The organism is Actinocorallia aurea (genome assembly GCF_054783995.1).
In genome coordinates, this window is record NZ_BAAGPQ010000038.1 from 206,186 (window position 1) to 226,499 (window position 20,314).

The 20,314-nt window shown below is 73.7% G+C and carries 15 protein-coding genes; 8 read left to right on the forward strand and 7 right to left on the reverse strand.

Annotated features, from left to right (window positions below):
• Positions 1 to 47: 47 nt before the first annotated feature.
• From ACYVOM_RS39330 to ACYVOM_RS39345, 4 genes are all read right to left on the reverse strand, one after another.
• Positions 48 to 1,130: an ATP-binding protein gene (locus tag ACYVOM_RS39330; protein WP_460308716.1), complete on the reverse strand. Its 1,083-nt coding sequence runs from the start codon at positions 1,128 to 1,130 to the stop codon at positions 48 to 50.
• 183 nt (positions 1,131 to 1,313) lie between these two features.
• The gene (locus ACYVOM_RS39335; protein WP_460308717.1) at positions 1,314 to 2,852 is read right to left on the reverse strand and encodes a DUF5691 domain-containing protein; all 1,539 of its coding nucleotides are present in this window, start codon (positions 2,850 to 2,852) and stop codon (positions 1,314 to 1,316) included.
• A gap of 274 nt (positions 2,853 to 3,126) precedes the next feature.
• Positions 3,127 to 4,455 (reverse strand): SWIM zinc finger family protein, encoded by a 1,329-nt coding sequence (locus ACYVOM_RS39340; protein ID WP_460308718.1) that lies wholly within the window; start codon positions 4,453 to 4,455, stop codon positions 3,127 to 3,129.
• A 231-nt stretch (positions 4,456 to 4,686) separates the two neighbouring features.
• On the reverse strand, positions 4,687 to 5,277 hold the full coding sequence (locus ACYVOM_RS39345) for a hypothetical protein (RefSeq protein WP_460308719.1): 591 nt from the start codon (positions 5,275 to 5,277) through the stop codon (positions 4,687 to 4,689).
• A gap of 9 nt (positions 5,278 to 5,286) precedes the next feature.
• Between ACYVOM_RS39345 and ACYVOM_RS39350 the strand changes: the two genes are divergently transcribed.
• A complete protein-coding gene (locus ACYVOM_RS39350; RefSeq protein ID WP_460308720.1) occupies positions 5,287 to 6,183 on the forward strand; it encodes a cation diffusion facilitator family transporter in 897 nt (298 codons plus the stop codon).
• Between the two features lie 21 nt (positions 6,184 to 6,204).
• Here the strand turns inward: ACYVOM_RS39350 and ACYVOM_RS39355 are convergent, their stop codons facing one another.
• Entirely contained in the window at positions 6,205 to 7,956 is a 1,752-nt protein-coding gene (locus tag ACYVOM_RS39355; protein ID WP_460308721.1) for a serine/threonine-protein kinase, read from the reverse strand.
• Between the two features lie 120 nt (positions 7,957 to 8,076).
• On the opposite strand from ACYVOM_RS39355, the gene ACYVOM_RS39360 reads away from it, so the two are divergent.
• On the forward strand, positions 8,077 to 9,102 hold the full coding sequence (locus ACYVOM_RS39360; RefSeq protein ID WP_460308722.1) for a DUF6777 domain-containing protein: 1,026 nt from the start codon (positions 8,077 to 8,079) through the stop codon (positions 9,100 to 9,102).
• 7 nt (positions 9,103 to 9,109) lie between these two features.
• Here the strand turns inward: ACYVOM_RS39360 and ACYVOM_RS39365 are convergent, their stop codons facing one another.
• The gene (locus tag ACYVOM_RS39365; protein ID WP_460308909.1) at positions 9,110 to 9,835 is read right to left on the reverse strand and encodes a M50 family metallopeptidase; all 726 of its coding nucleotides are present in this window, start codon (positions 9,833 to 9,835) and stop codon (positions 9,110 to 9,112) included.
• An 81-nt stretch (positions 9,836 to 9,916) separates the two neighbouring features.
• Positions 9,917 to 10,816, reverse strand: coding sequence for a phosphorothioated DNA-binding restriction endonuclease (locus tag ACYVOM_RS39370; protein WP_460308723.1), 900 nt, complete (start codon positions 10,814 to 10,816; stop codon positions 9,917 to 9,919).
• A 179-nt stretch (positions 10,817 to 10,995) separates the two neighbouring features.
• Between ACYVOM_RS39370 and ACYVOM_RS39375 the strand changes: the two genes are divergently transcribed.
• The 6 genes from ACYVOM_RS39375 (at position 10,996) to ACYVOM_RS39400 (ending at position 20,224) form a co-directional block, all read left to right on the forward strand.
• The gene (locus ACYVOM_RS39375) at positions 10,996 to 11,940 is read left to right on the forward strand and encodes a hypothetical protein (protein ID WP_460308724.1); all 945 of its coding nucleotides are present in this window, start codon (positions 10,996 to 10,998) and stop codon (positions 11,938 to 11,940) included.
• A gap of 76 nt (positions 11,941 to 12,016) precedes the next feature.
• Positions 12,017 to 13,159, forward strand: coding sequence for a CaiB/BaiF CoA transferase family protein (locus ACYVOM_RS39380; protein ID WP_460308725.1), 1,143 nt, complete (start codon positions 12,017 to 12,019; stop codon positions 13,157 to 13,159).
• 31 nt (positions 13,160 to 13,190) lie between these two features.
• Positions 13,191 to 14,333 carry a CoA transferase gene (locus ACYVOM_RS39385; RefSeq protein WP_460308726.1) on the forward strand — a complete coding sequence of 381 codons (1,143 nt, stop codon included), beginning with the start codon at positions 13,191 to 13,193 and terminating at the stop codon, positions 14,331 to 14,333.
• A complete protein-coding gene (locus ACYVOM_RS39390; RefSeq protein ID WP_460308727.1) occupies positions 14,330 to 15,145 on the forward strand; it encodes an HTD2 family dehydratase in 816 nt (271 codons plus the stop codon). Before ACYVOM_RS39385 ends, ACYVOM_RS39390 begins: the two co-directional genes overlap by 4 nt.
• A gap of 86 nt (positions 15,146 to 15,231) precedes the next feature.
• Positions 15,232 to 17,061 (forward strand): substrate-binding and VWA domain-containing protein, encoded by a 1,830-nt coding sequence (locus ACYVOM_RS39395; protein WP_460308728.1) that lies wholly within the window; start codon positions 15,232 to 15,234, stop codon positions 17,059 to 17,061.
• Between the two features lie 151 nt (positions 17,062 to 17,212).
• Positions 17,213 to 20,224, forward strand: a complete 3,012-nt coding sequence (locus ACYVOM_RS39400) for a BTAD domain-containing putative transcriptional regulator (protein ID WP_460308729.1) — start codon at positions 17,213 to 17,215, stop codon at positions 20,222 to 20,224.
• Positions 20,225 to 20,314: the final 90 nt, after the last annotated feature.

Here is a 20,314-nt window from a genome sequence, read left to right on the forward strand (position 1 = left end):
GGACTCCCGGAAGGAGGCGAGGGGAAGGAAGGGGGAGCGGGGCGGCGTCAGGCCGGGGCTTCGCGGCAGGCCCGGTAGAAGTCCGCCCACTCTGGTCGCTCCCGCACGACGGTCTCGACGTACTCCTGCCAGACGACCCGGTCGGACACCGCGTCCTGGACGACCGCCCCGCGGACCCCCGCCGCGACGTCGCCGGCGCGCAGCTCGCCGTCGCCGAAGTGCGCGGCCAGGGCCAGCCCGCCGGTGATCACCGAGATGGCCTCGGCGGTGCTGAGGGTGCCGCTCGGCGTCTTGACCTTCGTCCTGCCGTCCTCGGTGAGCCCGCTGCGCAGCTCGCGGAACACCGTGACGACCCTGCGGATCTCGGCGAGCCCCGTCGCGGCCTCGGGCAGCTCCAGCGCGCGGCCGAGCTGCGCCACCCGGCGCGCGACGATCTCCACCTCCTCCTCGGCGGAGCCCGGCACCGGCAGCACCACGGTGTTGAAGCGGCGGCGCAGCGCGCTGGACAGCTCGTTCACGCCGCGGTCCCGGTCGTTGGCGGTGGCGATCACGGTGAAGCCGCGCCGCGCCTGGACCTCGGTGTTCAGTTCCGGCACCGGCAGCGTCTTCTCCGACAGGATCGTGATGAGCGCGTCCTGCACGTCCGACGGGATGCGCGTCAGCTCCTCGATCCGGGCCACCGAACCGAGCCGCATCGCGCGCATCACCGGGCTCTCCACGAGCGCCTCCGGCGACGGACCCTCGGCGAGCAGCCGTGCGTAGTTCCACCCGTAGCGCACGGCCTCCTCGGCGGTGCCCGCGGTGCCCTGCACCAGCAGCGTCGAATCGCCGCTGATCGCCGCCGCCAGATGCTCCGACACCCACGTCTTGGCGGTGCCCGGCACCCCGAGCAGCAGCAGCGCCCGGTCGGTCGCCAGGGTCGCGACGGCGACCTCCATGAGCCTGCGCGGCCCGACGTACTTGGGCGTGATCACCGTGCCGTCCGCCAGTTCGCCCCCCATCAGGTACTCCGTCACCGCCCACGGCGACAGCCGCCACCCGGGCGGCCTCACCCGCTCGTCGACCTCCGCCAGCCTGGCCAGCTCCGCCGCGTACTCCTGCTCCGCATGCGGCCTCAGCACCTCACCCAAGACGCTCTCCTCCTTCACTCCACCCGATGAACCGACCCGAACCCGAACCCGCCGCGCACTTGAACGACACCCCATCACACCCCTCTGACATCCCCCGGCACGCTCGGTGGGTCTCACCTCGGCCAGAACCGGCGCGCGCGGGGAAAGGCCGGAGGGCGGGCGGCGGGCATGTGCGGGCCGCGGTCATGAGGGGCTCTCTTCGGGTGGGGCGAGGTCGTGGAGCATGCGGCGGCGGAAGAGGAGGGTGTCGGCGAGTTCGGCGAGGGGCCAGGTGGGATGGGCCGCCGCCAGGGCCTGGACGCGTGGGGCCGCGTCGGGGGAGAGGCGCTCGTCGGCGAGGCGGCACAGCTGGGCGGTGACGCGCGGGGCGTCGGGGTCGGTGAGGGTGTCGGACAGGGCGGTGAGGACGGCGTCGGTGAGCGGGCCCGTCCAGGGGCCGGGGATGTGGGCGAGCAGGCGGAGCCGGTGCGCGTGGTCCTCGGCCGCGGCGAGGAGGGCGGCGGCCTCGCTTGCCCTGTCCTCCTCGGGGAGGAGAGCGAGCAGCCCTGTCGGCGACTCGGCCTCGTCGATGATGAATCCCTCCCGTAGGAGGGCGCGCGCCCACGGCGCGGAGCCTTGGCGGAGCGCGGCCCGGCACCACCCGAGGTGGACGTCGCGGGCGAAGTCGTCGGCGACCGGGAGCCCGACGGCCTGCTGCGGACTCATCCCGAGATGGTCCGGCCAGGTGCCGAGCGGCGCGCGCGAGAGGATCTCGCGGAGCCACGCGGCGCGGACCCCGGTGCGGGCGGCGGCCGGGTCGAACGATCCGGCCGGATGGAACGGGATGCCGTCGCGCGCCATCGTGTCGTCGTGCTCGGCCGGCAGCGTCACGGCGAGGTGCCGTCGCGCGGGGGTGCCCGACAGGCGGATGAGGGACCGCGCCCGGTCGGCCATCCGCCGGGCGTACGCGGTGTCCGGCAGGAGGGCCAGCAGATCGGCGGCGCCGCGGCGGACGTCCTTGCCGCGGTCGTCCAGGGCACGTTCCAGGAACTCCTCGTCGTCCGGCGACAGGCCGTGGGCGAAGGTCGCCAGGAACGCGGCCCGGTCGGGCGCGGACTCCCGCGACCAGGTGCGCAGGAGCAGTTCCCGCGCCTCGGCGGGATCGGCCCTGCGGGCCGCGGTGAGCGCGGCGACCCGCTGCCCCCGGGAGCCGCGCGACCAGTCCGCGACGGGTTCGGCCGCGGCCCCCGACTCGGTGAGCAGGTACGCCCAGTCGGAGTTCCGCAGCGCGAGCCAGGCGCCGCGCCGCCCCGCCGCGCGCGCGATCAGCGGCCTGAGCGCGCGGTCGGCGCGGCCCCGGTCGAGGAGCTCCGGCAGATGGCGCGCAGGCACCCGGTACCCGAGGTCGGCGACGGCGGCCAGCCATTCGGGCAGCAGCCGCACCCGCTCGCCTTCGAGGAGTGCCGCGAGCCCGTCCCGGGCCGCCGGCGGCACCGGTGGCGCGTCCTCGGCGGGCGCGGGCGCGACGGCCTCGGCCGCGCCAGGCTTCACCCCCGCGCGCCGCCCCACCGCGAGCAGCCCCGCCTGGTCGAGCAGCCGCGCCGCCGGATCCTCCTCGGCGAGCGCCGCCTCCGCCAGCTCGGGCACGCCCCGCCGCCGAGTCCCGAGCAGCGCCACCGCCACATGCTCCTGCCACACCTCGGGCCAGGACACGCCCGCACTCACCGATTCACCTCCGTCCACCGCGCACCTCCTCCACGCCTTCGCGAGACCTCTCGCCCCGCCCCGATCCGGAATCCTTCATCCACCGAATCCCTCCCGGCCGCTGCTTCCCTCCCGGCCACCGAGCACCTCCTCCACCGGGACTGCGCTGTGCGCGTGCGTGATGTTGGGGCGTGGCGGCTGACCGGTGTGCCGTGTTCGTTGCGGGGCCGTGCGGCGAGCGCGCGGGCGGGCCGGGGCCGGGGGGAAGGGCGCGGGGCGGTCGACATGGGGGCCTTTCGTGGAGGAGAAGGGGTCAGGGGAGGGTGAGGAGGCCTTCTTCTGGGTGGTGGGCGGTGAGGGGGTGCAGGCCGGTGGGGGTCCATTCGGCGGTGAGGGTGAAAGGGGAGCCGCCGGAGAGGGCCAGGAGATGCCAGGGGTCGGAGGTGCGGAGAGGGAGGGCGTGGCCTGCGGCGTCGACGACCTGGAGGGGGTCGGAGTGGGCGAGGCGCACGCCGGAGAGGCAGGCGGGCCAGTGGTCCAGCCAAGGATCACGGGCCAGGGCCGTGGCGTATTCCTCGAGCAGGGCCATGACGCTGCCGCCTTCCGGAGGCGACGGCTCGGGCGCGGAGTGCCGTTCGACGATCAGGGCGCGCAGCGGCTGGGCCGCGGGATGGAAGGCGAGAGAGGCCTCGACCTCGGTACCGGGCGGGAGAGCGGGTTCCAGGGAGCGTCCGGGCGGAGCGAAGGCGAGCAGCAGCGCGGGCCTGCGGGTGGCCCGGCCGCGCAGCCAGGTGCGGCGGGTCGTCAGCGCCTCGGCCATGGTCTCGCGCGAGCCGAGCACCTGCCAGGAGTCGCGGACGTGCGGGCCCGCGAGGACCTCCTCGCGCGGCGTCGGGAAACCGATCCGGGTGCGAACCGTCTCGTGCAGGCCGTCTGCGAGGGCCGCGCCCTTCATGTGCGCGCGGACCAGGAGGTGCAGCAGGCCGTACTCCTCCAGAAGGCGCTCCGGCCAGTGCTCGCCGCCGCGGGGGATCGCCGCGAGCTCCTTAACCCGCCCGGCCAGCGCGCCCGCCTGCGCGTCGACGAGGCGGCGGGCCGCCTCGTCCCACAGCGTGTATGGCGCGCGTTCGGCTCCGGCCAGCCCGCGGGACACCTGGTCGCGCAGCCAGCGGCCGAACTCGGCCACGCCGTCGTCGACCCGTTCGGCGCGGCGGCGCGCGGTGGCGCCGGCGCTCGCGGAGCCCGGCGCGGCGGCCTCGGACGGCGCGGCCGAGGCGGCGGCCGCGCGATCTCGGCGGGCGGCGGCCCATTCGGCGGCCCACTCCGGACGCTCCCGCGCATCGGGCACCCGGCCCTCGCTCCAGCGCAGCAGCAGGCCGAGCGCGTGCTTGCAGGGGATCTTGCGGCTCGGGCACGAGCATCGGAACGCCGGGCCGGCCAGCTCCACGGCCGTGGCGTACCTGCCTTCCGCCCACACCAGAGCGCCGTCCGCGCCCGACTTGCCTTCGGGGCGCCCGGCCACGACACCCGCGGCCTTGCGCGAGGCGGCGTCCGGCGCGAGCGCCAGCACCTGCTCGCGGCCCCACCGGACGCCGGGGCCGCCGCTCTCCGGACCTGCCTGCCCTTCCCGCCGCTCGTCCACGTCCGCACCTCCCTCCGCTTCGGCCGATCCCCCGCGTACGCGGCGAGCCGACCGGTTTCATTCGATCACATTGTCGAATCTAGCGTCCGCCACCGACAGAATCGGGTTGTCCACAGGCCGGTCCGACGCCGATCCGCGAGATGCGCCAAAGTGCCGGCGAGGGCGCCCGCGACGGGCGCGCACGGCGCGAAATCCCAGGTCGGCGGGCTCGCACCGGGCTAGGGTGGCCGGTCAGGGGGGTGCGGTCGGATGGGCGCGGGGGCCGAGCACGAACACGAGAAGCGGGGCCGAAACGAGCGCGGGCACGAACGCGCCGATCGGCCCGAGCACGCCGACGCGCGCGACCGCGTCGGCCGACGCGGGCCCGACGAGGAGCGCGCGGACCAGCACGGACACGCCGCCGCGCGCGGGGCCGGACACGCGGAAGGCGGTGAACGCGTGGGCGGGCGAGAGCGCGTGGAGCGTCGTGAACACGCAGAAGGGCTCGGACGCGTGACCGGGGGTGGACATGCGGACGGGCTCGGACGCGTGGACGGGTGTGAAGGCGCGGAAAGGAAGGAACGCGCGGGAGCGCATGAACAGGTGGACGGGTGTGAGTGCGTGGCCGGGTGCGAACGGGCGGGCAGGTGCGAACGGGCGCGGGGGTGCGGGGACGGGAGCGGGGGTGGGGAGCCGCGCGGAGGAGTCGCTGGGCGTGGTGGGGAGCGGGTGGATGCGGGTGGACGGGTGGGTCGGCGCGGGCGTGGAGGTGGGCGGCGGCACGGCGGCGGGCATGGACACGGACACGGACACGGACACGGCCATGGCCATGGGCACGGGCATGGGTTGGGGGTGGACGGGGATCGGCGGTTTCTGCGGGGGGCGCTCGCCTTGATCGTCGTGTTCATGTCCGCTGAGGTGGTCATGGGGGTGGCGGCGGGGTCGCTGGCGCTGCTCACCGACGCGGGGCACATGTTGACGGACGCGTTCGCGGTGGGCGTCGCGCTGCTCGCGATGCGGATCGCGGCGCGGCCGCCCACGGGTCGTTTCACGTACGGGCTGAAACGCGTGGAGATCCTCTCCGCGCAGCTCAACGGGCTCACCTTGCTGCTGCTCGCCGCGTACTTCGCGGTCGAGGGGGTGGCCCGGGTCATCACGCCGCATCCGGTCGAGGGCGGGTTCGTCGTGGTGACGGCGCTGGCGGGCATCGCGGTGAACCTCGCCGCGACGTGGCTGCTGCGGCGCGCCGACCGGTCGAAACTCCATGTGGAAGGGGCGTACCAGCACATTCTCAGCGATCTGCTGGCGTTCGTGGCGACGGCGGTCGCGGGCGGCGTCGTGATGGCGACGGGCTGGAACCGCGCCGACGCCGTCGCCTCCCTCGTCGTCGCGGTCCTCATGGTGCGGGCGGGCACGGGGCTGGTGCGCGACGCCGGGCGGGTGCTGCTTCAGGCCGCCCCCTACGGCATGGACGCCGCCGAGATCGGCGCGCTGGTGCTCTCGGTGCCACAGGTCGAGGGGATCGACGCGCTGCACGTGTGGGAGGTGACGTCGGGCCATCCGACGCTGTCCGCGCACATCCTCGCGGCGGCTGGGGGCGACTGCCACGAGGTGCGCAGGCAGGTGCGCCTGCTCCTGCGCGACGCCTACGGCATCACCCACACGACCCTGGAGGTCGACCACGTGGACGGCACCGCCGTGCGCTGCGCGTCGCACGACCTTCCGGATCCGCGGACGGCGCCCGTCTGAAGGGGCGGCGCACCGGCCCCTTCAGCGGCGCGGGGAGCGGTCGCGGCCGAGGTAGAGCCCGGAGAGGAGAAGGGAGACCACGAGCGCGGGCGAGACGGTCTGGAGCACCAGGGTGAGGTCGTGCGGGGGTACTTGGCCGAGCGCCGCGACCCACGTTCCGGCGCGGACGAGGCGGACGGCGATGACGGTCCACACCCCCGACCGGTAGCCGCGCCACGCCGCCACGACCCCGAAGAGGGTGATGACGGCCAGGGACGTGTAGGCGGTGGCCAGCACGAGCGCCCATCGCTGTTCGATCGCCGCGACGGGACCGCCGGCCAGGACCGACAGCGACGCCATGTCGACCAGCGAGACCACGGTGACGAGGAGCAGACCGAGCACGAGCGGCCATGTCCGCCGCAAGGGCGGCCGGCTCGCTTCCGGCTCCGGTTCCCCCTGCGGGTCATCGAGCCGCCGGGCGAAGCCGCGCGGCTCGCCGAGGTCCTGGGTCGTCCCCATGGGAGAGACCGGGCCGGGCGGCCGTCCCCGCCGCACCGAGCCCACCGGCCGCCCTGAGCCCACCGGACGCCTTGCGTCGTCCCGGTCGTTGGGCGCACGCCCCTCGTCCCGATCGGTGCTCGGCGCGTTCGACGGTCGGAGGCGTTCGCGCCTCGTGTCTTGCGGGGCGCTCAGGGCGGGGAATGCCGCAGGCGGGTTCGCGGGGCGCCCTGCGGCGGTCGGCAGGGCCGGGGAGACGCCGGGGGGATCGCCTGGGCTGTTCGGGGGCGGGTTCGGTCGGTCCGGGGGGTCGCGGTCGGTGTCCGGGCGGGCGGTCTGGCCGAGGCCCGGGTCCGGGTGGGAGGTGGGAGCGTTCGGGAGGATCGGTGGGGTGCGCGGGTGCTCGGGTGCGGGACGGCCGCTCCGGTCCGCGGTGCCGGGGGAGCGGCTTGGGAGAGGCGGTGGGGTGCGCGGGTGCTCGGAGGAAGTGGGGGTGGTGAGGGTCAGGAGGGTCCAGAGGGCGTCTTGGGAGGAGGGGCGGGCGGAGGGGGCTTTGGCGAGGCAGGAGAGGAGGAGGGGGACGAGTTCTGGGGGGAGGCCTTCCAGATCGGGGGCTGCGGTGCGGATGGCGTCGATGAGGGAGGTGAGAGTGCCGGCGCCGAAGGCGCCGCGGCCCGTGGCGGCGAAGACGAGGGTGTGCGCCCAGGCGAAGAGGTCGGCGGCGGGGCCTACGGCCGACCCGGAGAACTGCTCGGGCGCCATGTAGGCGGGCGTGCCGACGATCTGGCCCGTCATCGTACGCATGCCCGCGTTGTCCAGGGCGCGCGCGATGCCGAAGTCGATCACGCGGGGGCCGTCGTGGGCCATGAGGACGTTCGCCGGCTTGAAGTCGCGGTGCACGACCCCCGCGCCGTGGATCGCGGCGAGCGCGGTGGCGGTGCCGACGGCAAGGCGCATCAGGGCGCCCTCGGTTCGCGGCCCCTCGGCGGCGACGAGGTCGCGCAGCGACGGCCCCGACACGTACTCGCTGACGATGTAGGGCCGGTCCCCGTCGACGTCGGCGGCGTACACCCGGGCGGTGCAGAATCCGGCGATGCGCCGCACGGCGTCGAGTTCGCGGGCGAAGCGGGAGCGGGCCATGGCGTCGTCGCTGAGTTGGGCGTGCAGCAGCTTCACCGCGACGTCGCCGTGCGGTCCGCGGCCGAGGTACACCGTGCCCTGGCCGCCCTCCCCGATCCGGCCGAGCAGTGTGTGCCCGCCGAGCCGTTCCGGGTCCCCCGGTCGGAGCGCGCGCATGAAATCGTCCCTCCCCGGCCATGCGCTGGAATTGTGCATTTCTCACTTCTATGAGACATCAAAGACGAAGAACTTACCGAAATCCAGACGGGGGTCGGGATGAGGACAGGAATGAGGGTCGTGCTCTTTCTCGTTCTCCTGCTCGCGGCGGGGGCGACGGGGTGCGCGGGCGCGGGGACGGTCATCACCCGCCTGGCGGTGGGCGATCCGGGACCGGACGCCTACACCGTCGTGGCGGGCACGGACCAGGGCGACGTGGGAAGGCTGGCGTCGGCCGGGGGAGCGAAGCCCGGTGACGAGCCGGGCCTGTACGGCGGGAGCAGGCAGGACGCGGTGTGCGACAAGGACGCGCTGGTGGACTTCCTGGAAGGCGACCAGGCCAAGGCGGGGGCGTGGGCGGCGTCGCAAGGCATCTCCCCGGAGGGGATCGCGGAGTTCGTCGACGGCCTCACGCCGGTCCTGCTGCGCGCCGACACGCTGGTGACGAACCACGGCTACCGTGACGGAAAGGCCACGAAGATGGCCGCGGTGCTTCAGGCGGGAATTGCGGTGATGGTGGACTCGCGTGGTGTTCCGGTGGTGAAGTGCAATTGCGGGAATCCGCTCTCGGCACCGGAGGAAGGCGCCCCGGAGGGTGAATTCACCGGAGCCTCGTGGCCACAGTTCTCTCCCGACAAGGTGACGGTCGTCAGCGCGCCCGACGCGGAGATCGAGGAGCTGACCCTCGTGGACACCGCCGAGGACGAGGCCTTCGACCGCCCCGTCGGGACCGGCGGCGAGGCCGACGGCGCGCCCGAGCCCGTGCCCCCGGCCGCCGCCGCGGAGCCGCCCGCCCCGCCCGCTTCGGACCCGTCGCAGACCGGCCCGACCGGCCCGGACGGAGCGGAGCCTTCCGATGCCCCCGCCGAGACCCCCGTAGACCCGGCACCCGCGACCCCGGAAGAAGAGGACGGCACCACCCAGACGACGGCGATCCCCGACCCTTCCGAAGCCCAGTCCGTCGCCCCGGACGACCCGGATCCGGCCGAGGAGCAACCCGCCGACGACCCACCGCCGAACGCGGACGCGTCCCAGCCCGCCGACCCACCCGCGCCGCAGCCGGAGGACCCCGACCCCACGCCCCCGGAGCCCGACGCCACGGGCTGAGCCGCGGTCAGGAGGTGAACGGGACGGTCCACTCCGAGGGCAGGAGGAGCCAGCCGCCCAGAGCGAGGGACGCCAGCGCGACGAGGCCGAAGACGCCCACCCAGACGGCCCCCGGGACACCGGTGAGGTGGGCGAGCTGGTCGGCGTCGGAGCTGGGGGCCTGGCGGCGGGCGCGCAGCCGCTGGAGTTCGATGACGGGCCGGAGCCCGGCCAGCAGGAGGAAGGCGGCGCCGAAGGCGGCGAACGCGCCCTGGATGGCGGCCGATCCGAACCAGGAGACGGCGAAGACGACGGCGCCGGTGGTGACGACGGACACGACGCCGAACACGTTGCGGATCATCACCAGCATGCCGACGAGCAGCAGGAGGGAGAGCCAGAGCATGAGGGTGATGCGGCCGATGCCGAGGAGCCAGGCGAACAGGAGCCCGAGCAGGGACGGCGCGGTGTAGCCGGCGAGCGCGGTGAAGACCATGCCCGCGCCGTCGGGTCTGCCGCGCGACACGGTGACGCCGGAGGTGTCGGAGTGCAGGCGGATGCCGTCGAGTTTGCGGCCGAAGATCAGCGCGACGATCGCGTGCCCGCCTTCGTGCGCGATGGTCACCACGTTGCGGGAGATCCGCCAGGCGGGCCCGTAGCCGACGAGGACCAGCGCGGCGAGGGTCGCCAGTCCGGTGATCCATAGTTCGGGAACGGCCTGCGTGTCCCACAAGTCGCTGAACTTCACCTGATATATCCGCCCTTCGGAGTGCGCCCAGGGTATGACGCCCGGAGCGGTGGGGGTGTTCCGTGTCCGCGGGATTCGGACCGTAGGCGGTCAGGCGAGGGCCGGGCCGCGGAAGACCTGCCTGCCGTGCCAGGCGATGTTGCGGGTGTCGGGTCCGGCGAACCCGGGCTGCGGGGGCTGGAAGGGGCGCCCTGCCAGCTCGGTGACCAGACGACGGGAGGTCTCGGTGGTGCCGACGAACTGGCGGGAGACCATGATCTTGCCGAGCGGGGTGAGCCCGAGGACGCCCTTGTCGAGCAGTTTGTGGTGGAGCGTGCACAGGCACAGGCAGTTGGTCGGGTCGTCCTGGCCGTCGAAGGCCCACCAGCGCAGGCGGGCCGCCTCAAGGCCGATGACCGTCGTGCCGATCCAGCCCTCGAAGCCGCAGAAGGCGCAGCGGCAGTCGTAGGCGAGGAGGATCTTCTGGCGCAGGATGGGGTCGCGTTCGGTGCGCGGGAGGTCGCCCTTGCCGTAGGCGGCGACGGCCGCGGTGTGGGCGAGCTCCGGCATGAGCCCGGCCGCGGCGCAGACGTCGGCGTGCAGGCCGCTTTCGAAGTTGGTGTCGAGGAGCAGCCTGACGAGCTGGGCGAGGAGCGCCGGTTCGGTGAGGAGGTCGCGGGCGAAGGCGGGGGCGAGCCTTCCGTGCACGTCCTCGCTGAGCATGACGGCCCTGTCGGCGGACGGGCTGGCTCCGCCGGACGCGGTGGCGACCTCCCACAGCCCGTCGGAGGCCAGGTGGTGGAAGGGGTAGGAGGCCCCGGCGGGGCGGGGCGGCCCGAATTCCTTGAGCATGCCCTCCAGCACGGATTCGGCGTCCCGGTACCGGATGTTCTTGTGGCCGACGCGCTGGAGTTGGCCGATGGCGTAAAGGAGGAGGAGGGCCTTGTGCGGGTCGCGGGTTCCGTTGTCGGTCCAGCGGCGCAACCTCAAGACGAGCTCCAGCCACTCCATGCGGCAATCGTAAAACCTTTTCACTCCCTGTTGTCGTGCTATCGGGCGACATCGTCCCGGGAAAGGCCAGGTATCGTCCGCGATGCGGTAAATGAAGCACCAACATCCGGGTGGTCGCCCGGTCCCGTTCCTAGCCTCTGATCCGTTTCCAGTCTCCGGGTCAGAGAGGTTTCCCACCCATGCCGGACTTCGGCGTCGACAGGCGGTACCGCGAGCTGGTCAGGCTGTCCTACCTGGTGCTGCCGGGCGAGCGGACGGGCGATGTCCGCCTCGCCCTCGCGCGCAGGATCGTGGATCGGGCGCTGCCGCACCGTCCGATTGGGGGCGGCGCCTACGCCGACGCCCGGCGCGCGGTGCTGCGCCAGTCGATGCGGCCGCCGCGGCGGCTGCGCTGGCGGCTCATGCCCTGGCTGCGCGGCCTGCCCGCGCACGTGCCGGACAATCCGGCGCTGGCGGCGCTGCGCCCGGAGGAACGGGTCGCCTACGTGCTGTGCCGGGTGGTCGGCATGCGCCGGTACACCGTCCGCGACGTCCTGGTCGACCTCGCCGTCCCCGACGTCCAGGGCCTGCTGGAGCGGGTCGCGGAGATGCCCGAGCTGAACGTGGTGACGCCCGGCCCGGTGGGCGCCCGCAGGCCCCGCCGCTCCCGGGTGCCGGTGGCGGTGGCGCTGCTGGTGACGTTCGCGGCCGGCGGCGCCCTCGCCGCCGAGGAGGAGGGCCTGATCTCCGCGGCGGGCGTGGACCACGCGGTGGCTCCTGCCGGGAAGGAGACGGTGGCCGCGCCGGTCCGGGAGACGGTGCCGGCACCCGACGAAAGGCTCCTCTGGAAGGGTTCTCTACCGGGGAAGGGCGGAGCGGGCAGGCTCGTCTGCCGCGTCTTCACGGACGCGCAAGGCAAGGTCCACCACGAGGGCGTCCTGACCGCGGAAGGGGGCACGCACGTCGCGCGGGACTGCACGGACGGCCGTACGGCGCTGTGGTGGCGCGCCCCGAACCGTCACTGGTACTTCCTCGCCGCGGGGGACGGCGTGGACGTCAAGGGGGCGCAGGAGAGAGAAGGTCTCTCCTATGTGAAGGGCGCGCGCGCAAGGCACGCCCCGCATCAGACGATCTCCCTGGACTGACCCGAACCCGGCCGAAAGCACTTACTTACGTCCGTGGCACACTGTCCGGTGAGTCCTTGAAGTGAGGGGTGTTCTTATGGCTGGTCCGCTGTCCGGAGTGCGCGTGATCGAGCTGGCGGGGATCGGTCCCGGCCCGTTCGCGGCGATGCTGCTCGCCGATCTCGGCGCCGAGGTGATCCGGATCGACCGCGCGGGCAAGGGCGGAGGCGGTGGCCCCGCCGCGGAGAAGGACATGACCAACCGCTCCAAGCGCTCGGTCGCGGTCGACCTCAAGAGCGAGGCGGGGCGCGAGGTCGTCCTCCGCCTCGTCGAGCAGTCCGACGTCCTCCTGGAGGGCTTCCGCCCGGGCGTCACCGAGCGCCTCGGCCTCGGCCCGGACGACTGCCTCGCCCGCAACTCCAAGCTCGTCTACGGCCGGATGACGGGCTGGGGCCAGGAGGGCCCGCTCAGCCACACCGCCGGCCACGACATCGGCTACATCGCGATCACCGGCGCGCTGCACGCGATCGGCCGGGCGGGCGGCCCGCCGCAGGTGCCGCTGAACCTGCTCGGCGACTTCGCCGGCGGCAGCATGTACCTCGTCGTGGGCGTGCTCGCCGCGCTGCTGGAGTCGAAGATCAGCGGACGCGGCCAGGTCGTCGACGCCGCGATCGTGGACGGCACCGCGCACCTCACCACCTTCATCCACGCGTTCAAGGCCTCCGGCCTGTGGAGCGAGAACCGCGGCACCAACATGCTCGACACCGGCGCCCCCTTCTACGACGTGTACGAGACCGCCGATGGCAAGCACATGGCTGTCGGCGCGATCGAGCCGCAGTTCTACGCGGAGTTCCTCAAGCGCCTAGGGGTCGCCCCCGAGGAGGCCCCGCAGTACGACATGGCCAACTGGGCCGGGCAGAAGGAGCTCTTCGGGGCGAAGTTCAAGGAGAAGACGCGCGACGAGTGGGCGGAGATCTTCGTGCCGTCCGACGCGTGCGTCGAGCCCGTCCTCAGCATGACCGAGGCCGCCGAGCACCCGTGGAACACCGCTCGCGAGGTGTTCGTGCCGGGCGTCGAGGGCGTCCCGCAGCCCGCGCCCGCGCCGCGCTTCTCGCGGACGCAGGGCGAGATCACCGGCCCGCCGTCGGTCCCGGGCGCGCACACCCGCGCGGTGCTGACGGACCTCGGCTTCAAGGACGTCGACGACCTCCTCGCCTCTGGTGCCGTCGTCCAGCGCTGACGCGGACGGGCCCGTATGGGAGGCTCGGGGCATGCTGAGCGGTCTGCGGGTCCTGGAGATCTCTAGTTTCGTGGCGGCTCCGCTGGGCGGGATGACCCTCGCCCAGCTCGGCGCCGACGTGGTGCGCGTCGATCCGGTCGGCGGCGCGACCGACACCACGCGGTGGCCGGTGACGTCGGAGGGCGCGTCCATCTACTGGACGTCGCTCAACAAGGGCAAGCGGTCGGTCATGGTCGACCAGCGCACCCCCGAAGGCCGCGACCTCGTCCTGCGCCTCGCAGCGCAGGCCGGGGTCGTGCTGGCCAACACCCCCAGGCCCGCGTACGAGGATCTCGCGGCGGCGCGTCCGGGCCTCATCCACGTGCTGGTGCAGGGGTATCCCGACGGGCGCCCGGCGGTCGACTACACGGTCAACGCCGAGACGGGGTTCCCGCTGATCACCGGGCTCGGCGACGCCCCGGTGAACCACGTGCTCCCCGCCTGGGACGTCGCGTGCGGACTGTACGCGGCGGTCGCGATCCTCGCGGCCGACCACCACAGGCTGCGCACCGGTGAGGGCAGGTCGGTGAAGATCGCCCTGTCGGACGTGGCGCTGGCGACGGCAGGGAACCTCGGTTTCCTCGGCGAGGCCGAGCTGAACGGGGTGGACCGGCCGCGCATCGGCAACCACCTGTTCGGCGGGTTCGCTCGGGACTTCGCCGTCCGCGACGGCAGGTTCATGATCGTCACGCTCTCCCGCAGGCACCTCGACGACCTGGGCAGGGCCACCGGCACGACGGAGAAGATCGCCGAACTGGAGAAGCTCGTAGGGGCCGACTTCTCAGACGACGGCGACAGATACCGGCACCGGGAGAGCCTCGCGGCAGTCCTCGAACCCTGGTTCGCCGCGCGCACGGCCGCCGAGGCCGCAGAGGTGCTGGCCCGCACGTCGGTCCTCTGGTCGAAGTACGGCACGTTCCGCGACCTGATGGCCCGCGACCACGCGCTGCTCGCCGAGATCGAGCAGCCCGGCATCGGTCGGCTGCGCGCGCCGCGCACCCCCATCCGCGACGGCGCGCCGCGCGACCCGCGCCCCGCTCCGGTCCTCGGAGCGGACGCCGAGCAGGTCCTCGGGACCCTCGGCCTGACCCCCGGCGACGTCGCCGGCCTGCGTGAGAAGGGCATCGTCGGATGAGCACCCCCTGGGCCCCGGAGCCGATCGAGACCGCCGACGTGATCACCGAGGGGCCGGTGCGCGCGCTCGCCGGGCTGCTCGATGTCGACCCGCCGGGCGAGGCGCTGCCGCCGTTGTGGCACTGGCTGTTCCATCTCGACCGGTACCCGCAGGCCGCCCTCGGCCCGGACGGGCATCCGCGCGACGGGCACTTCCTGCCGCCGCTGCCCGACCGCCGCCGCATGTTCGCCGGCGCCCGCCTCACCTCGCACGCGCCGATCCGGATCGGCGACGAGGTCGTCAAGCACGCGGAGCTGGTGTCGGTCACCGAGAAGGAGGGCCGCAGCGGGAGGCTGCTCTTCACCACGGTGCGGAACCGGCTGCTGCGCGGCGGGGAACTGCTGGCCGTGGAGGAGCAGGACATCGTCTACCGCTCCGGCGACGCCCCCGCGAGCCCGGAGCCTCCGATCCGTCCGGAAGGCAAGGGCCTGCGCCGTACCGATGAGCGTACCTTCGCGCTGTCCGCCGATCCCGCTCTGCTGTTCCGCTTCAGCGCCCTGACGTACAACGCCCACCGCATCCACTACGACTTCGCGTACGCGACGGAAGTAGAGGGGCACAGGGGCCTCGTCGTGCACGGGCCGCTGCTGGCGATCCTCATGGCCGAGTTGGGACGGACCGCGCAAGGCGGTCCGGAGGCTTTGTCGTTCACTTTGCGGCGTCCGGTCTTCGCAGGTGCCGACGCAGCCGTGGAACGTACCGAAGATGGGGCGAAGGTGACGAATGAGCACGGAGAGACGGCAGCGGTCATGGCGTTCTCGCCGGGCGTCTGACGAACCGGCTGTATAACTTTGGCGTCAGACCCCAAAACCCCCTGAAAGGGCGGACCACGGTCCTGTCCCTGGTCTGGAGGACCTCCTTGTACAGCCCCCCGCCGTACACGCCACCGCCTGGTTACTTCACGCCACCGCCGCCGCCTCCCCGGCGGAGCAAGGGTCCGCTGGTCCTCGGCCTGGTCGCCCTTCTGACGGTGCTCGTGGTGGCGGGCGGCGTCGCCTTCTATGTGATGGGTTCGGGCGGCGGCTCGTGCGGCTCCGACGGCGTGACGCTGAACGTGTCCTCGTCGCCGGAGAAGTTCGGCGTCATGGAGGACCTGGCGGAGGAGTACTCGGGCACCGAGGTGAACGGGGTCTGCGCGCAGATCGCGATCCACTCCAAGTCGTCGGGCGAGGCGATGGCCGCGCTCGTGCGCGGATGGAACGCCGAGGCCGACAAGGCTCCCCAGCCCGACGTGTGGACTCCCGCCGCGTCGACCTGGGTGAGCCTGCTGCGCCAGCGGCTGTCCGACAGCGGGAAGATCGACTTCCTGCCGCTGGAGGCGCCGGGCGTCGCGGTGTCGCCGCTGGTCATCGCCATGCCGCGGCCGATGGCCGAGGCGCTGGGCTGGCCGAACACGGCGATCGGCTGGTCGGACATCCTCAAGCTCTCGCGCGACCCGCAGGGCTGGGGCTCCTACGGCCACCCGGAGTGGGGTCAGTTCAAACTCGGTAAGACCAACCCGAACTACTCCACTTCCGGACTCAACGCCACGGTCGGCGCGTACTTCGCGGCCACCGCGAAGTCCGAGGACCTCACCGAGGGCGATCTCGACCAGCCCGCGGTGAAGTCGTTCGTCCGCGACGTGGAGAGCGCGATCGTCCACTACGGCGACACGACGCTGACGTTCCTGGCCGGCCTCCAGCGCGCCGACGACGCGGGCCAGACGCTCGGGTACGTCTCGGCCGTCGCGGTGGAGGAGATGTCGGTCCGCTACTACAACGAGGGCAACCCGACCGGCGACAGGGCCACCAAGGGCAAGCACGCCCCGCCGAAGATCCCGCTGGTGGCGATCTACCCCAAGGAGGGGACGATCCTCTCCGACCACCCGTATGTCGCCCTCAACACCATGGATCCGAGCAAGAAGGCCATCGCCGACGGATTCCTCCAGTTCCTGCGTGGGCCAGAGGGCCAGGCCAGGTTCGCCGAGGACGCCTTCCGCGGCTACGACAACAAGGTCACCGACCTCATCACCCAGGACAACGGCCTCCTGCCCAACCAGCCCTCCAAGACGCTGGCCCCGCCGGAGCCGGCCGTCCTGGACAAGGTCCTGCGGGGCTGGGAGTCGCTGCGCAAGCGCTCGAACGTCCTTTGGGTCGTCGACGTGTCGGGCTCCATGGTCGAGCAGGTGCCGGGCACGGGCAAGACGCGCATGGAGCTGGCCAAGGCGTCGCTCGCCAAGGCGATGGACCAGTTCATCGGCGTCGACAGGGCAGGCCTGTGGGAGTTCGCCACGCGCATCGACGGCTCCAAGGACTACCGCCAGCTCGTGCCGATCGGCCCCGTCTCGCAGAACCGCGCAGCGCTGAAGGACGCCGTCGCAGGGCTCGAACCGAAGTCCGACACCGGCCTCTACGACACGGCTCTTGCCGCGTTCAACACGGTCCGGGACAACAAGGTGCCCGACGCGATCAACTCGGTCGTGCTGCTCACCGACGGCGTCAACGACGACAAGGGCTCGATCTCGCTCGACGCCCTGCTCGGCAGGATCGACGGCGAGAGCGGCGTCCGCCTGTTCACCATCGGGTTCTCCGACGGCGCCGACCTGGAGGGCCTGAAGAAGATCGCCGAGGCGACCGACGCCAAGGCCTACGACGCGAAGGACGCGGCCGCGATCGACGCCGTGATCTCCGCCGTCACTTCCAATTTCTAGATTTCCCCAGCACAGGACGTGCCTGTCTGATTACCTTGAGGAGTCGCCGCGTGGTGGCCGGGGGACTCGGCTCCGGCGGGAGACGGAGGAGACGTGCGCGGCGCCTCCTCCGCCTCCCCTGGGGCCGAGCACTCCGCCTCCGCGGAAGATCATGAGCCATTCCGTGATCCCCCCTTCCTCAGCTCCCGCCCCCGCCTTGTCCTTCCGCATGCTCGGCCCGTTGGAGGTGCTGCGCGACGGCGTCCCGGTCGACCTGGGCGGACCGCGCCAGCGCGCCCTGCTGGCCCTGCTGCTGGTCCGTCCCTCGGCCTACGTCGCGGCCGGCGACCTGGCCGACGAACTGTGGTCGGGCGCGCCGCCCGCGGGCGCGGTCGCCACGCTGCGCTCCTACATCTCGGTGCTCCGCCGTGAGCTGGAGCCGGGGCAGCCCTACCGCGCCCTGGTGAGCCGGGCGGGCGGTTACGCCCTGGAGTCCCCGGAAACCGACGCGCTGGCCTTCACCGGCCTCCTGGAGACCGCGGAGGCCGCACTAGCGGCAGGGCGGCACGCGGAGGCGTCGGCCGACTTCACCGGGGCGCTCGCGATGTGGCGCGGCCCGGCCCTGGCCGGGCTGCCCGATCTGGAGCCGCTGCGGCTGGAGGCCGACAGGCTCGCCGAGCTGCGGGTGCGCGCCGAGGAGGGCCTGCTGACGGCGCAGGTCGCGCTCGGCAGGCACGGTGAGGCCGTGCCTGCCCTGCGTAGGCTGGCCGCCGCCCACCCGCTGCGCGAGAGCGCCCACCGGCAGCTGATCCTCGCCCTGTACCGGGCGGGCAACCAGGCCGCGGCGCTCACCGCCTACGAGACCCTGCGCCGCACCCTCGCCGCGGAACTCGGCATCGACCCGTCCCCGGAGCTGCGCTCGCTGCACCGGCGCATCCTCCAGCAGGATCCCGAGCTCACCGCCCCGTCCGAGGCGTCCGGTCCGCGACCTCCGGCCGCCGACTCGCGGCGCCCGTTCGTCGGACGGGCCGGGGAGCTGGCGGTTCTGAGGGAGTTCGCCGTCTCGGGTGAGGGCGTCAGGGTCGTCACGGGGCCGGGCGGCATCGGCAAGACCGAGCTGGCCGAGCGTGTCGCCGCGCAGGCCGCCCGTCGCGGGACGCCCGTCGTCTGGGGCCGCAGCCCGGACGCGGGTGACGCGCCCCCGTTCTGGGTGTGGTCGCAGGTCGCGGGCGCGCTCGCCGAGGCGCTCGCCGATCCCGTGCTGTGCGGCGAGTTGGCGGACTGCGCGGAGCTGCGCGAGCGGCTCGGCGAGGAGGGCGGGCGGCTGCTCGCGCCGGACGAGAGCGTCGGGCGCTTCCGGATGTACGAGAGCGTGACGCGGCTCCTCGCGCGGATCGCCGCGCCGCGCGGCCTCCTCATCGTGCTCGACGACCTGCACGCCGCCGACGCCGACTCCGTCCGGCTCCTGCGCTATCTGGCCAAGGCCCGCGCGACGGGGCTGCGCTGCCTCGTCCTGTCCCGCAGGCCCGTCCCGCTGGACGTCCCGCCGATCGAGCTGCCGGGCCTGTCGCCCGCCCAGGTCGCCGAGCTGACCGGCGACGCCGAGGGCGCGCCGCTGCTGCACGCGGCGACCGGCGGCAACCCGTTCCACCTCGCCCAGCTCGGCCGGACGCCCACCGACACGAGACTGCGCTCGGTGATCGCCCGGCGGCTCGCCGAGCATCCGCCCGACACGTGCGAGCTCGTCGAGCTGCTGGCGGTCGCGGGCCGTCCGGTGGAGCCCGCGACGCTGGCGTCCGCGTGGGGCTCGGACGCCGTCAGCGCGCTGACGGCGCTCGGCCCTGCGTTCGCCTCGGGCATGGTCGCCGAGCGCGGCGCCTCGCTGCGGATGGGGCACGCGCTGCTCGGCGAGGCGGTGCTGGCCGGCCTGCCCGTGGCGCGGCGGGCCGCGCTGCACGCGGCGCTCGCCGCGGCGAACCTCGCCGAGGGCAGCGGCACCCCCGCCGAACTGGCGTTCCACTACGAGCAGGCCGCGCCGCTCGGGTACCGCGCCGAGCGGATCGCGTGGCTCGGCCGGGCCGCCGAGGCCGCCTCACGCGCGTTCGCCGACGCCGACGCGGCGGACTTCCTGCGCCGCCAGGCCGAGGTGCACGGCGCGAGGTCGGCGCTCGACCCGAAGGAGGCGTCCCGCGAACTCGACGTCCTGGCGCGCCGCGCGTCTCTGCTGTCCGGCCTGGACGGCTACAACGCGCCGGAGGTGGGCGCGAACAACGCCCGGATAAGGCAAGTGCTGGAGCTGGTGCCTCCAGGCGACCCCGGGGTCGCGGAGGCGTTCGGCCAGCTATGGGAGCACGCCAACACCAGCGCCGAGTACGCCGCGGCGGAGGAGTACGCGCGCAGGCTCACCGAACTCGACCCCGTGGCCGGCGCCTACGCGGCGGGCTGCACCGCGGTCATGCGGGGCGACCTCCGCCTGGCGAAGGAGCGGCTGGAGACCGCGGTGGCCGGAGACCTCTCGGGGCCGCCGGGCTCGTTCCGGCCGCGCGCGGCGGTGACGGCCCGGACGTTCCTCGCCCTCGCCCTCGCCACGCGGGGCGAGACCGAGGCGGCCCGCGCGGCCGAGGCGGAGACCGAGCGGTTCGCCAACGCCACCGGCGACCCGTACGACCGGGCGTCGGCGGTGCACTTCAGCGGTTGGACCGCCTTCGTGGAGTTGGACCGCGCGCGGGCCCGCCGACTGAGCGCGCGGGCGGTCGACCTGTGCGCCGAGGGCGGCTTCCTCCAGCTCGAAGGACTCTCCGGGACACTCCTGGCGTGGAGCGAGGCGACGGACGCGGCGGGCCTCGACCGGCTGCGGGAGCGGGCCGAGCACGCCTACTCCGCCCTGTCGATGCGGGCGACCAGCACCGTCATGCGGGCGGAGCTGGCCGAGGCGGCGCTGCGCCTCGGCGACCCGGTGTCAGCCCTCGTGGAGGCCGACCGCGGCCTGTCCTTCGCCGACGCCACGGGCGAGGGCTACTACCGCGCGGAACTCCTGCGCCTGCGCGCCGAGGCCCTGGCCGCCCTCGGCGACGCCGCCGGCGCGATCCCCATCCTCCACGAGGCCCTGGCCCTGGCCCGCCGCCAAGGCGCCACCCTCTTCGCCACCCGAACCACCAAGACCCTCACGGCCCTGGATCGCTGATCGCGGTCCCCGGCCCTTTTCGGGTCTGGGCCGGGGCGGGTCCGGCGGTTAGGCTTGCCGAGCAATCGCTTGGTTGATCGAGGGTCGGAG